Genomic DNA, 19745 nt, shown 5'->3' with positions numbered 1-19745 from the left:
CTTACTTGCGTTTTCTTACAGCATATACAATGACCCCAACAAGTATAAGTACAATCACTACGATTGGAGCCCAGTTTTTCAGGCTGCTTAAATCTGTCCACTCTGTTTTCCCCGTATTATCAGAAGCTGCTTGATCTTCTTGACTATTTGCACTAAAGTGTCCAACTTTAAAGTCTTTAATTTTAAACTCTTTTTGTAACTCTGCTAAAATAACGTCTTTGCTTTTCTTGAAAGCCTCTTGATTTGCTTCTTTTTGACCTACTCCAAATAAGCCTGGATTTCCTAATGATTCTAACGCTTTATTAAATTCATCCTTTAGCTTCGTATCCAGCTCTTTATTGTGCTCACCAACAGCTGGTGATAACGCTTCATATGTAGCAAATGCTTTAGCTAATAAACGTTTGCTTGTATCATAGTCTTTAAAATTTTCGTCTACATTTGTTAAACGACGATTAATATTAAGCGCAAGAATTTTTTGCATATCAGCAATAATATCTTCTTTATTTTGTTTATCAAAGTCCTTCATCATTGCTTTAGAAGGTTCTTTTCCCATATGCTGATCAATTTCTTCTTGCACATTTTCATATGCTTTTTTTGCTTCTTTAAAGTTTGCCGGATTTTCATCTAACTTAGTAACCATCTGCTTGTATGCTTCAGCTACTTTTTCTTCGTTCGGATTTCCATACGAATAAGCAAATGCAGTTGGTTGTATTGAGAATAGTAAGAAAATACTAACAAATAATGATGTAATGATTCTTTTCATGAACGTTCCTCCCGAGGTTAACGATAATTATTACTACTTTCATTATTAAGATAAGAAACGCTCGCTATGAGCACCTCTTATCCTCTATTAATACATGAGCCGTATAGTCTATACTTACTTTCTCTACTGGACGCGTCATTTCTCTCCAAATCGCTGGAAATACACGTGTCATATACTTACGAAACGATATGAAAGACTCACCTGTTTTTCGTACTTTATAGGTAATCGGTACTTCTTGTACTCGAAATCCTTTTCGTACTAAATTCAAAGTAATGACTTGTGCATAGTTATAATCGTGAATAATTTCCCCATGCTCCATCGCTTGCCTAGAAAAAGCACGCATGCCTGACTGCCCATCTCGAATCCATTTCCGTAATAATAAACATTGCAGCGTCGTAAAGCAATAATTTCCAAGACGTCGATGTAATCTCATTCCTTGAATGGTTCCTCTAAAACGAGAACCCATCGTATAATCTGCTTCTCCCATAAAGATAGGTTCAAGTACATTCGGAATTTCATCAGCTGGGTACTCATCATCAGCATCAATCATTACACTAATGTCAGCCCCTAGACGATAGCTTTCCTGCAACCCTGCTCGAACAGCTGCACCGAGTCCTCCGTTTTTTGCAAGTGAAACGATGTGATCAGCCCCGGCCTTTTTTGCAACCTCTACCGTTCTATCAGTTGAGCCATCATCGATAACAAGCACTTCTACCTTTACACTTGGATGAAAATGACGCGGCACTTTTTGAATGACATGTGCAATAGAATCCTCTTCATTTAATGCGGGTATAAAAACAATTACTTTCATTCTTTTTCCTGCTCCTTTAGCGCTTCTACTAAGACAGGACCCCGACTATGAGATGGATACGGTGCTCCTAATAAATAAGCAATTGTAGGGGCCATAGAAACAAGACTCTTCTTTTCTTCTACTTTTACACCTTGAGCAATATGAGGGCCGTACATAAAGAATGGTACAAAGCGTTCCCCTTCGTCTAAATGACCGTGACCACCAATCCCATCCGCTTGTCCATGATCTGCACAAATGATAAATGTCGTATTTTCTGCTTTTCCTGTTTTCTCCAAATGCTCAATAAATTGCTTCACATGCTGATCTGCTTCATGAATTTTTTGTAAATATTCATCATATAATACGCCGCGACTATGACCTGTTTGATCTGTAGAAATAAGCTGGACGATAAATAAATCTGGATCTTGTTCATCCATAATCTTTCTTGCTTTCTCCATAATTTTCGAGTCAACAACATCATTTTTCATCACAGCAGTAAATGTTTCCACATCATCGCCAAACGCGTCAACAAGATGAGCAACCGCCAACATCTTCCCTGTTTTATCCACTTTACGAAGAGAATCAAAAATACTCTCTACGTTCACTCCATGCTTCCACACCATATTCGATTTAATCCCATGCTCAAAGGAATATGTTCCTGTAAACATAGATGAGAAACATACAACTGTACGAGCTGGATATACAGTTTCCATATTTAAAAACTCTGTCCCTTGTTTTCGAAGGGAATCTAAGTACGGTGTATGCGCTGCCTCAAAACGATCTTTTCGCATACCATCTATCACAATTACAACTACTTTTTCATTTAATGCCTCTTGATTTTCAGGCATGTTTTCTGTATAGCTAGAAATTGCCTTTGGCTGCCAATCAAATAAATTACGGTGTAAAATAAGCGTATATATAAGAAGAGCACCATAAAATATACACAGCACTTGCCAATCTATACCGTTAAATGTACCGCCTGCTTGGAAGAAATCGTAATAGTAATACCAAAGTGAAAGTAATAGTAAGAACTTTGGCATCTGTTCTTGTGCATTCCCACTTGTAGAATCACTATTTTTTAAAACTAGCTTCCAAAAACGTGTGAAGTTCAACCATGATGTACCAATTCGCAAATGATAATATAAAGTTCCCCAAAATAGAATTGTAAAGAAGAAATATAATCCTAATGCAAAAAAGAATAATGGTAAATGTACCGTCTTAAATACAATTAAATATGCAATAAACGGAAACCATAAATAATTTCTTAAAAACAATGGGAAATCAAACAAATAATATAAAACAAGTAAAGGTACAATGAGGACAAAGCTACTAAAAAATGCTGAGATAAAACCATTTTGTCCAAACTGCGAGATAGAAAACAATAAAAATGTACCGAATACAAAAATAGGTGTAAACGGTTTTCCTTCATTCAGTAAGTTCCAGCAGCGGGCTGCAACTTTTTCAAACTTTGATGCTTTTTTTACTTCTTCCACCGGATGTTTTCTCCCTTCTGACTGACTAGTGAACGCAACTCCATTGGATATAAGACGAGCAGAATTGCACCCACACCGTAAGAAAATATAAATTTAAAGCCGTGACTCATTAATGACCATTCATATGCTGCCACTTCACCTACTCCAAGTGCCCTTAGCGCAAACGTCATTACCGTTTCATAGGTCCCAAGACCACCTGGTGTTAATTGAAATACTTGTCCTGCTATGGTCACACTATTCACCCAAACAGCCTGTAGGAATGTAAGTGAGTTCGCAATCTCATAAATGACAAAAGCTTCGCAAATCCAGCTCATTACAATTAGTAAGATAATGATAACGCCTTGTATTGTAAACAAAACGGTCTTTAGTTGCTTCCATTGTCCCTCGATAAATTGCGGTACTTTCTTATATAAAAGAAACAACGCTCCACTTCCGATACATATGCAAGCAAGGATAACAGGAACATTCAGTAAAACATTCCCCCACAATATAAACATTCCTACTGCTCCAAATACACCAAGAATAAGTAAATCTAATATACGAAGAATAACAACCGATTGTGTCGCTTCTCCTAATGTCACTTTCTTCTCTTTTGTAATGATCGCAATGCGAACAGCATCTCCTACTTTCAATGGAGAAACATGATTAATAAACAAGCTATAAAACAATCCATATAGAGCCTCTTTCATTGTAATATGATGATGAAGATACAATTTCCAAGCGTATGCACGAAAGAAAAATGCAACGCCATACATCACAATAATAACTATTAAGGTATAAGGATGTTTCCATAATTCATATAGTTTTCCCCACAAAGAAGACATTTCAAATGACTGCCACGATATAACAAAAAAAACACATAACAAGAAAATCCCACAAAGATTAAACAGTATCCGGATATTCTTTCGCCCAAGCAATAGTCTGCTCCAACCCTTCTGCAAATGATACACGAGGTTCATATCCTAGCTGATTTTTCGCCTTCGAAATATCAGCCCACGTCGATGTTACATCTCCTTTACGATGCGCCTCTCTATTTACACGCATAAGCGGGAAGTGCTTCTCTAGCTGTGCAAGCAATTCGGTCATTAAAATTGGTGCATTTGAACCTAAATTGTAGACATCGCTTCCATTCGACTCTAACGTAAGAGCAATCCCTTCTGTAATATCATCAATGTATGTGTAATCTCTTCCTGTTCCCTTTCCATATACGACAATTTCTTCACCACGTAATAATTTTCGAATAAAGCTTGCTATCGCCATATCAGGGCGCCCCCACGGACCATATACGGTAAAGAATCGTAAAATATTCATTTGAAATCCATACATATATTGATAAGCATGGCAAAGTGACTCCATCCCGTACTTCGATGCTGCATAAGGAGATAAGACACTGCCGTTTGCCATTTCCTCTTTCAAAGGCATTCCTGTTTGCTCTCCATACACAGAAGAAGAGGATGCCACAATGATTTTTTTTACATTTTCTTCTCCTGCGCATGTTAATACGTTACTTGTCCCTTTTATATTAATATCAATATAAGCACCTGGCATTTCAAGCGATGGTCTCACGCCTGGAAATCCAGCTAAATGAATAACTGCATCAACCTTCTCTTGCTGCATAACAGCTTTCACATCTTCTTTATGCAAAATATCACACTCATAAAATGGTACATTTCCAGATCGCTGCACTTGTTCAAGCTGAAACTGTTTTCGTGATTTCGCATAATAGGAGTGGAAATTATCAAGTAGTACAACTTGCTTTCCTTGTTCTAACAACTTTAAAGCAAGATGACTCCCGATAAAACCAGCCCCTCCAGTAATTAGTACTTTCATTCATTTCACCACCCTTTACTACACTATGTAAAAGAAGAAACCTTGTCAAGACAAGGTTTCTTCAAAAAGGTATACGTATGAGCAGATTATTTCGCTGCTTCAATAGCTTTATTTAACGCGCCCTCAAGTTGTGGTAACAATTTATCAGCATCTTCTTTCTTCTTCGCTTTTACTGCATCTAAATAAGACTGTGCTGTTTTTGTTAACTCTACTGTTTGCTGTTCGCCAAGTACTGTTTTTAAATCATTTTCAATGATATTAATGAACAACGCGCCTTCTAATGCTGTAATAGGACCTTTATCTTTTCCGAAGTTTTCTTGGCTTTCTTTATACTCACCTAATGCAACTTTTGAGAATCCACGTACAAACGCTTGATTTACTGCTTTTGCATCAACTGTTTTTACATCAGTTTTCAAATCAAACTGCTGTAAGATAAAGTCTGCATCTTCAGGAGCTGCTTTTTTTATGTACGGATAGATTGCTTGATAAAATGCCCATCCCTCTGCTTGCTCAATTTCCGCTGTTTTTTCATCAGTTTTTGCTGCTTCTACCATTTTTGTAGCATAGCCATGTGGTACTCCACCTGTCGCTAGGTAGAATGTTTTCATTATCGTTTTATCTACAACTTGCTTACCAAGTGCAAATGCAAGTTTGTCGTCTTTATCAATTGCAGCTTGCATTTCATCAAAGCCGCCTTTAATTTGAGAAGCCATTTGTGTACCGTACGCTGTATCGCGTTTTCCAACTGTACCTTCTACGCCCTTATAAAACGCAAGTGCTTCATCCATTTCTTTTTTCACAACATCTTTTTTGCCCCAGTTTGTGTCGATTTCTTTAAATTCATGGCGCATCGATTGGAAAAACTCTTTTTGCATTAATTTATCAAATAGTTGCTTTACAACCATTGGTTCCATTTCTTTCTTTTTCCCTGCTTCTAATGCAGCTGTAATTGTTTGGTCGATTTGTTCATTGAATTCACCATCTCGCTTTTGAACAAGAGGTTGTAATTTTTCTTTATATAACTTTGTTACTTTATCAAAGTCAACCTCTTTGCCTTCTTTCGCCTTTTCAAGTTCAGCTACTCCATCCTTGTAAGCTTGTACAAAATCCACTTCTTGTTGTTTTGTTTCTTCTTTTTTCACTGTCTGTTCTGTCTTTTTATTTTGTGCTTCCGTTGCTTTTGTTTCCTCTTTTGCACAACCTGTAAAAAGAAGAGATGTTACCGCAGCTGCAGATAATACTTTCAACTTGAATGTCATAAATTACTTCCCCCTGTTACCCCTAAGTGATAGTGATTTTCATTATTGTCAAATTGATTATAAAAGCGCTTACGTTAAGTGTCAACATAAATATTTCAGTAGTTGTCATATTTCTGCATGGTAATTTCGACCAATTTTTAAAAAACTAATAAAAAGACATTTCCCCTTTGTTTCAAAAGCTTCAAAAGCACTTAAAAATCCCTGTCACGCATGAGATATCACACAAAATTTGGAACTCCCTTACCTGCTCAGGTTATGATAGTTTTTAGACATAGAACCAAATATACTGAAACGTATTTTCTTCGATAGACATAATCATTGGAACAAATTAAAATCAAATATGGTATAAGAATACTTCCAAACAATTTGGAGTAAGATTCTTCCAAAAGACATACTTCGAGTTGTTTTTCTTTTGCACCGTTATTTAAAAGGAAAAACTAGCACTAATTTCAAAAGGATGATTATTTTATGGATATATGTATTATAGGTTCTGGCTATGTTGGACTAACATCAGCAGTAGTATTAGCCGATTTAGGACATCATGTTATTTGTGTTGATAAAGATCAAAATAAAATTAACGCTCTCCAAAAAGGAGAGTATCCTATCTATGAACCAGGTTTAACAGAACTTATGCACAAAAATCGCAATCGGTTACAATTCCGTAGTGATGTTGGTCAAGTTATTCAACAAACAGCAGTTATTCTTATTGCTGTAGGAACTCCTCCCATGTCCAATGGAAAAACAGACTTAAAATATATTGACTCTGTTATTGATATATTAGCTCAAAACATAAAATCATATAAAACTATTATTACGAAAAGTACGGTTCCACCAGGTACCAACCAATTTATGAGCGAAATGCTTATAAAAAAAGGTGTAGAACCCTCACTTTTTAATATCGTTTCTAATCCAGAGTTTCTTCGTGAAGGCTCAGCTGTTCATGACATGCTCTTTCCAGATAGAACCGTCATAGGAATACAAAAAGATGACACAAAGTCACTAGAAATTATGCATGCACTCTATAAAGGTATTCAAGCACCGTTTTTTCATACAAGTTTAGACGGCGCGGAAATGATTAAATATACATCTAATGCTTTTTTAGCTACGAAAATATCTTTTATAAATGAAATTGCTAGAATTTGTGACGCTTATCATATTGATATTACTGAAGTAGCAAAAGGAGTTGGGTATGATTCCCGAATCAATCCCGACTTTCTTCAAGCAGGACTTGGTTATGGAGGATCCTGCTTTCCGAAAGATTTGCATTCATTAATTTACACAGCAAATAGTAAACAAGTATCAGTACCTATTTTACAAGCTGTGCAATCTATCAATTCGACACAAGTAGATCTTTATATTGAAAAAATCAGAAATCATTTAAAAGATCCTTCTTCAAACAGATTAACAATTTTAGGGGTTTCTTTTAAACCAAATACAGATGATACACGTGACTCTCTCGCTGTCACACTTATTGAAAAGCTAATCCCGCTCGGTTACGAAATTCATACTTATGATCCAATAGCCCTTCTCCCTTCTCATGTAAAAAAACAAGTTACACAACATACTGAATTGGAGTCCTCTATTACAGATTCGGATTGTATAATTATTGCCACAGAATGGGATGAATTTAAAACACTTGATTGGCAACGAGTAAAAAAATTAATGCGAGGATGTAAAATCGTTGATGGCCGTAATTGTCTTGAACGAAATGAAGTAGTAAAAAACGGACTACATTATATTGGGATTGGCCGGCCATAAAAATCCTTGTGAGAGAAGCAGTACGATGTTATTGCTGAAAAGGACATACGGAAATAAGAAGACAATTGGACATAGTAGATAAATAAAAGAGCCTACTCTTATGAGTTGGCTCTTTTAGTTTGTTTTATAATGTTACTTTTCCCATAAGCTAAATTGTATGAATCGATTCTAAATGAAGTTGTTCGGAGCACTATCGGATTCTTTATTAGTAAAATTAGATAACATGTTACTGATAAAGAACAATTTTTTAAAATAACCATGTTAATACTATAGACGTTGATCTTTCTGGAAATTTCAATATTAAAAAGCCCGATTGTTGAGGGTTTTTATTTAAAACAAATAACTGATTAATAATCCTGCTGATAATAAGAAACCAAAAATCGTATTTGTCATCGCTGTTGATTTCATTGCTATGCGCATATATCCAGGTTCCTTTACTCCTTTTTGGAAACCTTGAATTGCAGAGATTGGCTTTTTCAAACCTAGGAACATAATTAATGCCCAAGGGCTTATATAACCCATCAACACAATCACAACGATCCATAAATAAGCAATAAAAAAGGCTACAGCTAGTGTTACCACTGCTTTCTCTCTCCCAAGGAGGATAGCTAACGTCTTTCTTCCACCTTTAATATCTTCATCGATATCTCGGATATTATTCGACATGTTGATCGCACCTACTAAAATCCCAATTGGAATGGAAATCAATACACTTTCAATCGTTAAAGTATTCGTTTGAATAAAGAAAGCAATTAATACAAAACATGTCCCCATTAACAAGCCAGAAACTAATTCTCCAAATGGGGTGTACGCAATCGGTAATGGACCACCTGTATATAAATAGCCAACCGCCATCCCAATTAAACCAATGACTACTAACCACCAGCTACTATTCATACAAATATAAATGCCAATAAATGCTGCTACCACATACAATAAAAGCGCAACTGTTAAAACGTTTTTTGGCTTTAATCCATGACGGACAATTCCACCACCAATCCCAACAGAATCAGCGGTATCTAACCCACGTTTGAAATCATAGTACTCATTAAATAAATTCGTTGCTATTTGCAATGCTAAACATGCACTCATCATCGCAATAAATAAAAGCCAATGAATTTCGGCAACATAAAGTGATGCCACCGTCCCTAAAATTACAGGAGAAAACGTCGCTGTTAATGTATGTGGGCGCGTCATCTTCCATATTAATTTAGCGGAACTAATTTCTTTTTCATTCCCCATAACTCTGTTCAATCTCCCTGCATTTTAAATATAAATTACTAGAAATATCTTTCTATCTCTTGCTGCACATCTATTATATCCAAAAAAAGAATTGGCATAGAACTCTAATGTCCTTGCTTGTATACCTATAAATCTTGAAGTTTCTCCAAGTCCTTTATTTTTATCGATAATTCTAAAAGGGATTCCTTGTTTTGTAAGTCCAATAGCTAAAACTAATCCAGTTGGTCCAGCTCCAACAATTAACTATTGATTCTTCATAAACTTCCCTCCCCATTTTCAAGCAAACTAATGAACAACGTGTTGTTTTTTACTTCAAATTATAAATCTTGAGTAAAACTCCTAACAACAATCAAAAATGATGGATGTGTCGTATATCCGTCATTTTTTCTTAATGTGTTGAAAAAATTCAGGCTGAATATCGTTTACGTGATATATATATCGATTTACGAGTCGTTCTTACAAAAGAGCAATCCAAGATGCATTTGTGGAATTGATAAAAGAAAAAGCAACTGTACCGTGAAGGATCACCCCATCATTTCAGGAAACTGTGACACAAATTAACCGGTACCTTATACGTAAGGAACCGGTTAATGAAATGAATGAGCAAAGATTATTTACATTGGATAAAACTTCAGACAACATGTGGTTACACCCTTCTTGCACATACTCCCTTGAAACCATTGTCTTCCCTTGCTAATTTAATTTCAATACCACACTAACTGGATTATGATCGCTGTTTTCAAATTTCAAATCATGCCCTTGTACGCTTACAATCTCCACATTTTGAGAGACTAAAAACCCATCAATAATCGTAACAAAGTTCTCACCTTCAACAAAGCTCTTCACATTATCACGAACTGTCCAAACAGTATCGTCAACAGCCCACTGGAACCCACCATCAGTGAAATCTTCTGGTAACTGTACTAACCACTCTGGCCATCCTTCTTTAAACTTCGAATCCTTTAACTGCACATCAGATAATAGTTGATTCCAATCTCCACCAAGCACGATATAATCGCCACTTTTGAAATGTTTATTCATATACTCTTTCAAAAACTCAACTTGTTGCTTTCGAATGTTTCCACCCTTATCATATGCAGATAAATGAACGTTCACCATTCGTAAATATTTTTCGTTATCAACCGGAACCTTATGCTCAACAATCGCCCGATCTACATCGAATAATTGACGAAGCCACATTTCTCTTCCAGGAAGTTGATATCTCGTCGCTTCTTCTACTTTATATTTTGAAAACGAACCAAGTCCACTGTTCGTATATCCGTGTGGCTTCTTAATTGGTACCGGCACCCACTGCACATTAAAGTTATCACCAAACGTAGACGCATGATCTTTCAGTCCATCTTGAAACGCCTTATACTGATTCACATCAAATGAACGAAGTGACTTCTCATCCATCTCTTGCGTTAATATAAAATCAGAATCTTCCTTTTGTAAAAAAGACAGCATATTGCTGATATTCTTTTCTGTTTGTTCTTTACTACTAGAACGCGAGCCTTTCCCTCCGTCTAAGAAGAAATCTTGCTCTTTATCTAAACCGCCGTAGCCAATATTAAACGTTGTCACCTTAAACTCTTTACCGACTTTAAGAACGTGCTCGTTATTATTGGTCACCTTCAATTTCTCAACATCCTTATGCTTCACATTCTTAATTGCCACATAAGTAATAAATGCTGTGAAAGCACCAAATATAGAGCCTGTCCCCCATAATAAACATTTCGCTGTCTTCTTCAATCTCATGGCTCCTTTATTCTTTTTCTATAGTTTGTATATGAAATATTTTAAAATGTTTCTATGTTTAAAATATATAACGTAACTCTAAATGCTTCAAGCGCGATAAGAGGGATTGAAACGATTCACGTATTATATAAATGAAACCGAACTCTGATTTGTTCACAATTTCAATCGCTTGTTCGTCATAAGACACAGCTGTGCCGAGAAATAAATGTCCCCTATAGAATAGACACTAAAAAAAATCATTCAGTTTTTCGAAAAGGCATCCCATTAATAATTACACCACAAATAAAAAGCCGCATTTGCGGCTCATAATCTTATAGAACTAATTCATGCGGTTAATCACTTACCGTTTAATCGCATCAACAATTAATGATGGGAAACCAAGTTTATCTCCTTGATTTCTAGAATCATATCTTTTTGAGCGGAAGATAACGCCATCATTCGCGTCCCATTCTTTGTAATAAAATTGCCCATTTTCATCGCAATACTCAAGTAAAACCACCTCAAACCCAGCAGTTTCAAACATTTTCGTTAATGTTTTATAATTATGAACGATTTTATGGCTTGCAGCTGGATGGTCTTTGGGGCCAGGTCCGCCTACTTGAACTATATTTTGATATGTTTCATCTTGGAAAAATGCATCAGGGACGCCGCACCGAATATGACCTGACGGTTTTAAAAATTCATAGCAAATTCCAGCTGCTTTTACCCCTTCTTCAAAAGTAAGATGCTCCCATACATGCTCAGCTAAAATAGCTGAAATGGAATTATGTTCAAATCTTTCTTCCCATGTCGTTTCAACTAATAAGTTCAGCTCATCTTCTTTCGTTTGAATCCAGCCTGGATTGTTATTAAATGCCCCAGCTCCAACTACTACTTTAATTTCATCTTGTTTTATTGCCATTATTTTCACCTCGTAAGAATTTCAAGTCGTTAAACTTTTTCTATGCTTACTATAGGTTTTCCTTCTTCAACTAAACTACCAGTTCATTCAATTGCAGCTTTGACTTCCAATTGACAAAGAGCCAATCTCCTATACATTAGAAGATTGACTCTTTCCTTTATTTATTCACCTGTTTCAAAAAATCGTTTAATCCGTTCACCAATTTCATCACGAACACGTTGAAACTCAGACCACTCTTTTCCTGCTGGATCATCAAATCCCCAGTGAACACGATTCACGTGCGGAGGTGTAGATGGACAAACAGAATCCGCATGACTACAAAGGGTAACGACTAAATCAGCGTTATTTAAAATGTTTGGATCAATAATGTCTGATGTTTGATTTGTTATATCGATATTTACTTCATTCATTGCTTTAATAGCATTTGGATTTACTCCGTGTGCTTCGATGCCTGCAGAATATACATTCCACTTATCTCCTAAATATTTCTTTCCCCAAGCTTCTGCCATTTGGCTTCGGCATGAGTTTCCTGTACATAAAAAGTAAATTATCTTTTTGTTTTCCATGTTGGTTTCCACCTTTGTTTTTAAGTTGGTTGATCATTAAAATATTTACGTTTAAACCAAAAAGCGACATTTACAAGCGCAATCATGACAGGTACTTCGACTAACGGTCCAATGACAGCTGCGAATGCTGCGCCCGAATGAATACCAAACACACCAACCGCTACCGCAATCGCTAACTCAAAGTTATTACTACCTGCTGTAAACGCTAACGTTGTTGTTACCGGATAACTTGCACCAATTTTTCTTCCCATAAAGAAAGAAACGAAAAACATCACGATAAAATAAATGAATAACGGAATCGCTATCCTTACTACATCTAGTGGTACACTCACAATCATTTCCCCTTTTAAAGAGAACATAACGATGATTGTAAATAACAATGCAATTAATGTAAGTGGACTAATCTTAGGTATAAACACCTTTTCATACCACTGTCTTCCTTTTAACTTCACGAATACAAATCGTGTCAACATACCTGCTATAAAAGGAATTCCTAAATAGATAAACACTGATTTCGCAACTTCTGCCATTGTAATAGCAACGATAGCCCCTTCAATTCCTAACCATTCTGGGATTACTGTTACGAACACGTATGCATAAACCGAGAAGAACAACATTTGGAATACAGAATTAAAAGCAACTAAAGCAGCTGCATATTCTTTATCACCATCAGCAAGATCATTCCAAACAATGACCATTGCAATGCAACGTGCTAAGCCAATCATAATGAGTCCGACCATATATTCTGGTTTATCAGGAAGAAAAATAATTGCTAAAACAAACATAAGTATCGGACCAATAATCCAGTTTTGCACTAAAGATAGCACTAACACTTTTACATCTTTAAATACTCGGCCCATTTCCTCGTAGCGAACTTTCGCTAATGGTGGATACATCATTACAATTAAACCAACAGCAAGCGGAATAGACGTCGTACCAACTTGTAATGCATTTAGTCCGTCTACTACACTAGGGAATACAAACCCTAAACCAATCCCAATAGCCATCGCTAGAAAGATCCATAGTGTTAAATATCGGTCTAGAAATGATAAACGTTTCATTTTATTCTCCATCTCCTATTAACAACAAGAATTTTTAGCTACTTCATTAGAAGTCGTACAACAAGATGACTCTTCTATTTTGTGAACATCACTATCTGCTTTCGTATAAAAGAACTCCCACTCATTACCATCAGGATCCGTTACCCAAAACTTATCTTGCACCGCATAGCAACAAGTCGTATCCATCTCATCACGCGCAAAGAACCCCTCTTTTTCTAATCTTTCTTTATGTAATGTAATCTCTTCAGCTGTATCCACTTGGAAACCGAAATGATTTACTTGATTTCCATTCACTTCATCTCGCACGTTCAGCGTGAAATTAAGTCCTGGTGTCTCTAATAAAAATTTTGCATAATCCGTTTTCACCTTAACTGGTGACACACCAAATACCTTTTCATAAAATTCAATAGACTTCTCTAAATTCGTAATATTTATACCAACGTGAACATATCTCATACCTTATTCCTCCTCTTTATATGTAATTAATCAATTTTTTTTGATTAATAGTGCAAAATTTTAACAACAGCTACCTTTTCCTGTTTTTCTAAAAATACAGCACAATTCTTCTGACAATAAATTATTCACTTCCGCATCATTTAAATCATAATAACTCCACGTACCTTTTGTTTCTTTTACAATTAAACCTGCGTCTAATAAAATCTTCAAATGATAGGACAACTTAGATTGTGTCATTTCAAAAACCTCTGTTAAATCACATACACATGTCTGTCCTCGCTGACAAAGTTCATACATAATTTCTAAACGCTTTTGATCAGCCAATGCTTTAAACTTTTTCTCATATAACTGAAAATCTTGTGCCATTGTAGTTCACTCTCCTTTCATCAAATTTTTTTGATATTCATAGTATATACGTTGTTTAGTTCTTTATGCAACTTATTCATCAAGTTTTTTTGATTAATATAGATCCACTTTCTCTAATCCTACCTGTATCAAAAGTAAAAGAACCTTAGCTTTCTGAGAATGAAAAACTACGATTCTTTTTACAACACAATAGTTAATTCAAAAATATACGAGTATATTCATAATAATTTCAAAAAATAAAAAGACCTCATCCTTGATACGTATCTTTGAATGCGGTCTTTCTATTAAAAAAATGGTTAACTTCTACTATCTTAAGAGTATTTTATATTCATTGAATTCAAACAGTTAGATTAAACTAGTTCTGTTATATGAACCTCACATTTAAACCTTTTTAACAAATTCAAATTTTAACTTCTTAATAATCTAATGTCTTTACTTTATTCTTTATCGTATCCATTTCCTGAATTTGCTGAGCAAGCCCCGTACATTCACGAAAAGCGAAGTGCTTACATCCTATACATTTTTTCGTATTCAAATAGCTTAAAGCACAGTTGATCGCTTCCCCTGTATGATCAAAAAAGTTTTGTTCTCCAATTTCAGCAAATAATCCATTCTTATCTAGAGTTGTTTTTAACTCTGATTGAATTCCTGATATAAGAAGTACGCCACCTTGCTTTTTAAAATGCTGAACAATATTCCTAAAATATGATTCTCCTGTTGTATCAATAAAAGGAACTTTTCCCATACGTAAAATTAAAACTTCTGGTTTATAATGAATGGTCGCTAGAATGTTTTGTTCAAATGTTTGAGCAGCCCCAAAGAATAATGGTCCTTCTATTGTGTAAATACTTATTTGTGGACAATCATGAGCTTTAGTTACCACATGCGGTAACAATTTTTCGTTCTTTCTTGTGTGATCTGGAAGCACTTTAGATATAACAAGCATGTTACTCATACGTTTTGTAAATAAAATAACAGCCAAAATAAGTCCAATTTCCACAGCTGTTGTCAAACTTGTAAATACAGTCAGCAGAAATGTTACAAGTAATACAAGGGAATCCCCTGTCTTCATTTTACATATGTGAATAAAATGCTTTTGTTCGCTCATATTCCAAGCTACCACCATTAAAATAGGAGCCATACTAGCAAGGGGAATATGTGAAGCATATGGAGCTAATAATAAAAGCGTGAGTAACACAAATCCTCCATGAATAACACCCGATAACGGAGATACAGCTCCACTCTTAATATTGGTTGCTGTGCGGGCAATTGCTCCAGTTGCGGGAATACCTCCAAATAATGGTGTAACAATATTGGCAATTCCCTGACCGATAAGCTCTTTATTACTGTTATGTTTACTATTTGTCATACCGTCTGCTACGACAGCAGATAAAAGAGATTCAATCCCACCGAGCATAGCAATCACAAATGCAGGACCAATTAACTGTTTTATACGCTCTACCGTGATTTCTGGTATATCAAACTGAGGCATTGTATTCGGAATCGTACCATATGCTGTACCAATAGTAGGTACATGACCTGAGAAAAATATCGTTGCAATTATAGTCGAAATCACAACACCTACTAATGAACCTGGTACTTTTGGCAAAATCTTTGGTGTTATGAGTATGACAAGAAGACAAATTAAAGCAGTTATTACACTGTAAAAATTGGTCGTACTGATATGCATAAAGATTTCTTGCAGATTTGCTATAAAGTCCTCATGCTTTTTTATACCTGTTAGACCTAAAAAACTAGCAATCTGTCCTGTAAAGATCATGACAGCGATTCCTGACGTAAAGCCAATTGTTACAGGACGTGGAATAAATTTAATTAAAGACCCTAGCTTAAAAATTCCCATAAGGCATAAAATAATTCCCGCTAATAAACCAGCAAGTAGTAAATCTTCATATCCATAGGTGATGACAATTCCTAAAAGAATTGGAACAAAAGCACCTGTAGGTCCCCCAATTTGATACTTTGAACCACCAAATAGCGAAACAAGTATCCCTGCAATACATGTTGTATAAATTCCATACTCTGGCTTAACACCAGAAGCTATGGCAAAAGACATAGCAAGAGGAATCGCAACAACCCCAACAATCATTCCTGACAGAAGATCCTTTTGCAAATGTCCTAATGAATAGCCTTCAAACCTTCCTGTAAATAACCCTCTCATTATAAACCCTTCTTTTCTATTCTTAATAAAGTGAAACTTTAATCACCCCGCACCAATCAGGCGTTTACGGGCAGTTAATGCGAAATTAATCTAGGTTAAAAATGTATTTCTTGTTCCCTTATAGAACGCCAGCCTAATACTTACTATACGTTTTGCTTAAATGTCTCTCTAATTTACTTATATCTCCACCTTGTTGTAAGTAGGATTCCAACCTTTCCGCTAGAAGCTCCCCTGCTCGACTATTTAGCTTCTTCGTGTCTATAAATGTTGTAATCCTTATCTTATCTGGAGTAATATCTCTACGAAACATTTTACCTGGAATTTCAATCCAAAAACGATTCCATTCATCTAATAATCCTATTTGATCAAATAAAAAACCTTGGATCCCACATAACCAAGCTGTACAAGCCGTATTTCTTTTTTGACACCCGACGCTATCTTGTAGATGCTGGCATGAAAAACAACAAGAATTCCCACTTTTAATACAAACATTACAAACATAATGAGCTCCTATCGAGCGAAATACTTCAATTCCATGTTGGATGACATCTTCTTTCTTAACTTCAATGCTCAACCTATCCCTCCTTAACCATAGGTGTACGTTCTGTCTCATCCAGTTCCTCTAACATTGAAATTGTATCAATTAAATGATTGTTAAAAATTCGCTTTGCAACTATTAATAAATCCACAATCATAGGATCTCGTAGTGAATATAAAACTCTTTTTCCATCTTTTATGCCAACAACAATATTTTTTGAACGTAATACACTCAGTTGCTGAGAAACAGCTGAACCTTCTTTATTTAAGATCGTTTGTATTTCATTTACACTTTTTTCACCTTCAGATAATAGTTCAAGAATACCTATTCGCAAAGGATGAGATAAAGCCTTAAAGAAATCGGCTTTAAATTGTTGCATTTCGTTTCCCATTCCAATACCTCCATTGGTTATTTTTTCTTTTTAAAAGTATCATATACATCTTCAAATGTTTGAATATGTATATGATACTTCTAGAAATTTGAAATTTCAATACAAATTTTTAAAAAAAGAAAACAGCTTCTTCAAAGCGTGCAAAAGGATTATTAACGCCAGAACAGCATTTCAAATTTTCATCTATTCCAAAACAAGTATCAAGCATGGACCTCTTAATAATGAGAGTTTATAAGCTTGAGTTATACAAAAAAACAAAAAAGAGAGTGGTCAAACCCACTCCCTTTAACCTTCTACCCCTGATTCCTCTGCGCCTCCCTAAACTCCTCCTTCACCTTCTCTAACAACCCTTCTTCTGTAATTAATCGATAAGCGGTATTCGCTAATGCTTTTGCCGATGTAATTAGCGCTTTGTCTCCTAGTTCTGAACGTGCTGCTTCTCTAAATTCATTCGTATGTGCAATTAAGTCATCTGGGCCGATTTTAATGTACGGATGAATTGTCGGTACGACTTGGCTTACGTTTCCTGCGTCCGTTGAACCAATGCCCACTCTTTCTTTACGATTTACATCTTCACCTTGTAGTTCTAGTTCTTCGGCTACGACGTCGTTAAATGTTTTTGTTACGAGTAGTTCATCAATTTCATTTTGGAATTGATGAATTTTTACTTTTGCGCCTGTTGCTAACGCTGCTCCCTGTGCGATATTCCTTACTTTTTCTGTTACTTCCGCACATCTTTTTCTCGTTGCTGCGCGGATGAAGAACCTTGCTGCGGCGTAGTCAGGAATAATGTTAGGTGCTTTTCCGCCCTCTGTAATGACGCCATGAATTCTCACATCTGACGGAAGTTGTTGGCGAAGTGCGTTAATACTGTTATACAGCTGAATCACCGCATCTAACGCGTTAATTCCTTCTTCTGGTGAAGCTGCGGCGTGAGCTGTTTTTCCGTAAAAATGAAAATCAAGTGGATCGACTGCTAGTGATGGACTCGTTGTCGCTGTTTTTCCGCTCGGATGAATCATAAGTGCCGCATCAATGTTTTTAAATAAACCTGCCTTTACATAACTTGCTTTCGCACTACCGTTTGGCCCGCCTTCTTCTGCTGGTGTTCCAAACACAACAACTTCTCCGCCAATTTCTTCAAGCGTTTCTGATAATGCGATTGCGGCTGCAACACTAATGGTACCAATTAAATTGTGACCACACGCATGACCGAGTCCTGGCAGAGCATCATACTCAGCTAAAAATGCGATAACTGGTCCTTGTTTTCCTGAACTTTTTCGCGCGATAAATCCCGTTTCATGTCCAGCTATATTGTGCTGCAGCTGAAATCCTGCACTTCCTAGCAATAAACTTAACGTTCTTGATGCGTAAAACTCTTGATTACCAATCTCCGGATTCGCATGAATATTATGACTTGTTCGTATGTACTTTTCCTTATTTCTCTCTATACTCTCTTCAATTGTTTTTCTTTGTGACGTGACTCCAGTCGCTCCCATTTTTCTTCCCCCTTTTATTTTCACGTAAAAAAGCCTCTTTCTAAAAGATAGAAAGAGGCTTCTGTATATACAGTCAAAATGAGCTTCTTTCTTATCTTTCAAGTTACCTTGCTGGAATTGGCACAGTATTCATAAAGAATCCGCTGCCGAGGTATCATAGGGCCAGTCCCTCCACCTCTCGTGATAAGAATTTTCATAAAATTATATTAAATTATTTTCATTCTAAATTTATTCCAGGCAAAAGTCAAGGAATTCCTATCCGAATTTACCGAATATCTAAAAATCCTTTTAATACACCAATCGTTTCCGGTGCTTGCAATCTTGCACATACGTACGGAAATTCGGTACTACCTTCAAACATCATTTGAGATGTGAGTGGTGCCCCTGCCCAAAAGGTTTCATCATCGATTACGATAAACGGGAACGCTTTGTTTTGTCTTTGTAACTTTACATTCTTTAACGGAACAGGTCCATCACTATACACTGTTATTTGCGCATTTGTACGCATTAACGCTTGCCATACTCGTTTATCCACTTGTCTTGTACTCGGAAGTGAAATAATAATTTTTCGTTTTGCGGCTAAAATATCTTTTAATAACCCTTTTGGCTCTTCAAGATTCATTTCCATAAACCAGCGTAAACGTTTCGAAATTTTCCTTTCCCACAACTGTCTTGATGTCGTGCGATCATACACATCTCCGTGACGTTCGATATGGGCTGTTAATTGTGATAACGCTTGTTTTCTCGAAAGGTTTTTACGCATATAATGGCAATCTGATAATTGAATGAACTTCCGATAAGATAAACTTAACTAAATCTATACAATTCAATCAAATTTACACAAGTTAGTGCTTCATCGTGTTCTCGCAACCCCAAAGGGACGAGGGGTATAACA

Annotated in this window: 18 protein-coding genes, 2 pseudogenes and 1 riboswitch; of the genes and pseudogenes, 1 reads left to right on the top strand and 19 read right to left on the bottom strand. The window is 36.0% G+C overall.

Translation table 11 applies throughout. The features are described from left to right. Window position 1: 1 nt before the first annotated feature. The 6 genes from COC96_RS04935 to COC96_RS04910 all read right to left on the bottom strand — a co-directional run bounded on the left by COC96_RS04935 (window position 2) and on the right by COC96_RS04910 (window position 6135). Complete coding sequence (locus COC96_RS04935) at window positions 2-763, bottom strand: hypothetical protein (protein ID WP_098266261.1); 762 nt, start codon at window positions 761-763, stop codon at window positions 2-4. Between the two features lie 64 nt (window positions 764-827). Continuing rightward, the gene (locus COC96_RS04930) at window positions 828-1574 is read right to left on the bottom strand and encodes a glycosyltransferase family 2 protein (RefSeq protein ID WP_088229586.1); all 747 of its coding nucleotides are present in this window, start codon (window positions 1572-1574) and stop codon (window positions 828-830) included. Next, the gene (locus COC96_RS04925; protein WP_088229587.1) at window positions 1571-3046 is read right to left on the bottom strand and encodes an alkaline phosphatase family protein; all 1476 of its coding nucleotides are present in this window, start codon (window positions 3044-3046) and stop codon (window positions 1571-1573) included. Before COC96_RS04925 ends, COC96_RS04930 begins: the two co-directional genes overlap by 4 nt. Next, on the bottom strand, window positions 3034-3963 hold the full coding sequence (locus COC96_RS04920; protein ID WP_088229588.1) for a lysylphosphatidylglycerol synthase transmembrane domain-containing protein: 930 nt from the start codon (window positions 3961-3963) through the stop codon (window positions 3034-3036). Before COC96_RS04920 ends, COC96_RS04925 begins: the two co-directional genes overlap by 13 nt. Next, the gene (locus tag COC96_RS04915; protein WP_088229589.1) at window positions 3929-4876 is read right to left on the bottom strand and encodes an SDR family NAD(P)-dependent oxidoreductase; all 948 of its coding nucleotides are present in this window, start codon (window positions 4874-4876) and stop codon (window positions 3929-3931) included. The genes COC96_RS04920 and COC96_RS04915 overlap by 35 nt, the downstream gene beginning before the upstream one ends. 86 nt (window positions 4877-4962) lie before the next feature. Further along, window positions 4963-6135, bottom strand: a complete 1173-nt coding sequence (locus COC96_RS04910; RefSeq protein ID WP_098768395.1) for a hypothetical protein — start codon at window positions 6133-6135, stop codon at window positions 4963-4965. Window positions 6136-6603: 468 nt separating this feature from the next. Here COC96_RS04910 and COC96_RS04905 point away from each other — a divergent pair, with 468 nt between their 5' ends. Next, a complete protein-coding gene (locus tag COC96_RS04905) occupies window positions 6604-7893 on the top strand; it encodes a UDP-glucose dehydrogenase family protein (RefSeq protein ID WP_098768394.1) in 1290 nt (429 codons plus the stop codon). Between the two features lie 330 nt (window positions 7894-8223). Here the strand turns inward: COC96_RS04905 and menA are convergent, their stop codons facing one another. The 13 genes and pseudogenes from menA to COC96_RS04840 form a co-directional block, all read right to left on the bottom strand. Continuing rightward, entirely contained in the window at window positions 8224-9135 is a 912-nt protein-coding gene (menA, locus tag COC96_RS04900) for a 1,4-dihydroxy-2-naphthoate polyprenyltransferase (protein WP_098266257.1), read from the bottom strand. A 75-nt stretch (window positions 9136-9210) separates the two neighbouring features. Further along, window positions 9211-9375, bottom strand: a pseudogene (locus COC96_RS04895) (FAD-dependent monooxygenase); the annotation flags it as partial. A 453-nt stretch (window positions 9376-9828) separates the two neighbouring features. Continuing rightward, entirely contained in the window at window positions 9829-10893 is a 1065-nt protein-coding gene (locus COC96_RS04890) for an endonuclease/exonuclease/phosphatase family protein (protein WP_373604882.1), read from the bottom strand. A gap of 340 nt (window positions 10894-11233) precedes the next feature. Next, window positions 11234-11794: a class I SAM-dependent methyltransferase gene (locus tag COC96_RS04885; RefSeq protein WP_098768392.1), complete on the bottom strand. Its 561-nt coding sequence runs from the start codon at window positions 11792-11794 to the stop codon at window positions 11234-11236. Between the two features lie 161 nt (window positions 11795-11955). Beyond that, window positions 11956-12360: an arsenate reductase (thioredoxin) gene (gene arsC, locus COC96_RS04880; protein ID WP_098768391.1), complete on the bottom strand. Its 405-nt coding sequence runs from the start codon at window positions 12358-12360 to the stop codon at window positions 11956-11958. 20 nt (window positions 12361-12380) lie between these two features. Further along, complete coding sequence (gene arsB / locus COC96_RS04875; RefSeq protein WP_098768390.1) at window positions 12381-13421, bottom strand: ACR3 family arsenite efflux transporter; 1041 nt, start codon at window positions 13419-13421, stop codon at window positions 12381-12383. A gap of 18 nt (window positions 13422-13439) precedes the next feature. After that, window positions 13440-13877 carry an ArsI/CadI family heavy metal resistance metalloenzyme gene (locus tag COC96_RS04870; protein ID WP_098768389.1) on the bottom strand — a complete coding sequence of 146 codons (438 nt, stop codon included), beginning with the start codon at window positions 13875-13877 and terminating at the stop codon, window positions 13440-13442. 60 nt (window positions 13878-13937) lie between these two features. Beyond that, complete coding sequence (gene arsR / locus COC96_RS04865) at window positions 13938-14243, bottom strand: arsenical resistance operon transcriptional regulator ArsR (protein WP_000046018.1); 306 nt, start codon at window positions 14241-14243, stop codon at window positions 13938-13940. 415 nt (window positions 14244-14658) lie between these two features. Beyond that, window positions 14659-16422 carry a SulP family inorganic anion transporter gene (locus COC96_RS04860; RefSeq protein WP_098768388.1) on the bottom strand — a complete coding sequence of 588 codons (1764 nt, stop codon included), beginning with the start codon at window positions 16420-16422 and terminating at the stop codon, window positions 14659-14661. Window positions 16423-16555: 133 nt separating this feature from the next. Next, the gene (locus tag COC96_RS04855) at window positions 16556-16996 is read right to left on the bottom strand and encodes a DNA mismatch repair protein (RefSeq protein ID WP_098768387.1); all 441 of its coding nucleotides are present in this window, start codon (window positions 16994-16996) and stop codon (window positions 16556-16558) included. Window position 16997: 1 nt separating this feature from the next. Continuing rightward, a complete protein-coding gene (locus COC96_RS04850) occupies window positions 16998-17351 on the bottom strand; it encodes an ArsR/SmtB family transcription factor (RefSeq protein ID WP_098266247.1) in 354 nt (117 codons plus the stop codon). A 293-nt stretch (window positions 17352-17644) separates the two neighbouring features. Beyond that, the gene (locus tag COC96_RS04845; protein WP_098768386.1) at window positions 17645-18850 is read right to left on the bottom strand and encodes a M20 family metallopeptidase; all 1206 of its coding nucleotides are present in this window, start codon (window positions 18848-18850) and stop codon (window positions 17645-17647) included. A gap of 88 nt (window positions 18851-18938) precedes the next feature. After that, window positions 18939-19040, bottom strand: a riboswitch (SAM riboswitch). A 75-nt stretch (window positions 19041-19115) separates the two neighbouring features. Further along, window positions 19116-19643, bottom strand: a pseudogene (locus COC96_RS04840) (AAA domain-containing protein); the annotation flags it as partial. Window positions 19644-19745 lie beyond the last annotated feature (102 nt).

Origin of the sequence: Bacillus cereus, from assembly GCF_002577405.1 — a bacterium.
Taxonomy (GTDB): domain Bacteria; phylum Bacillota; class Bacilli; order Bacillales; family Bacillaceae_G; genus Bacillus_A; species Bacillus_A cereus_AU.
This window is presented reverse-complemented; position numbering and strand designations above follow the sequence as displayed.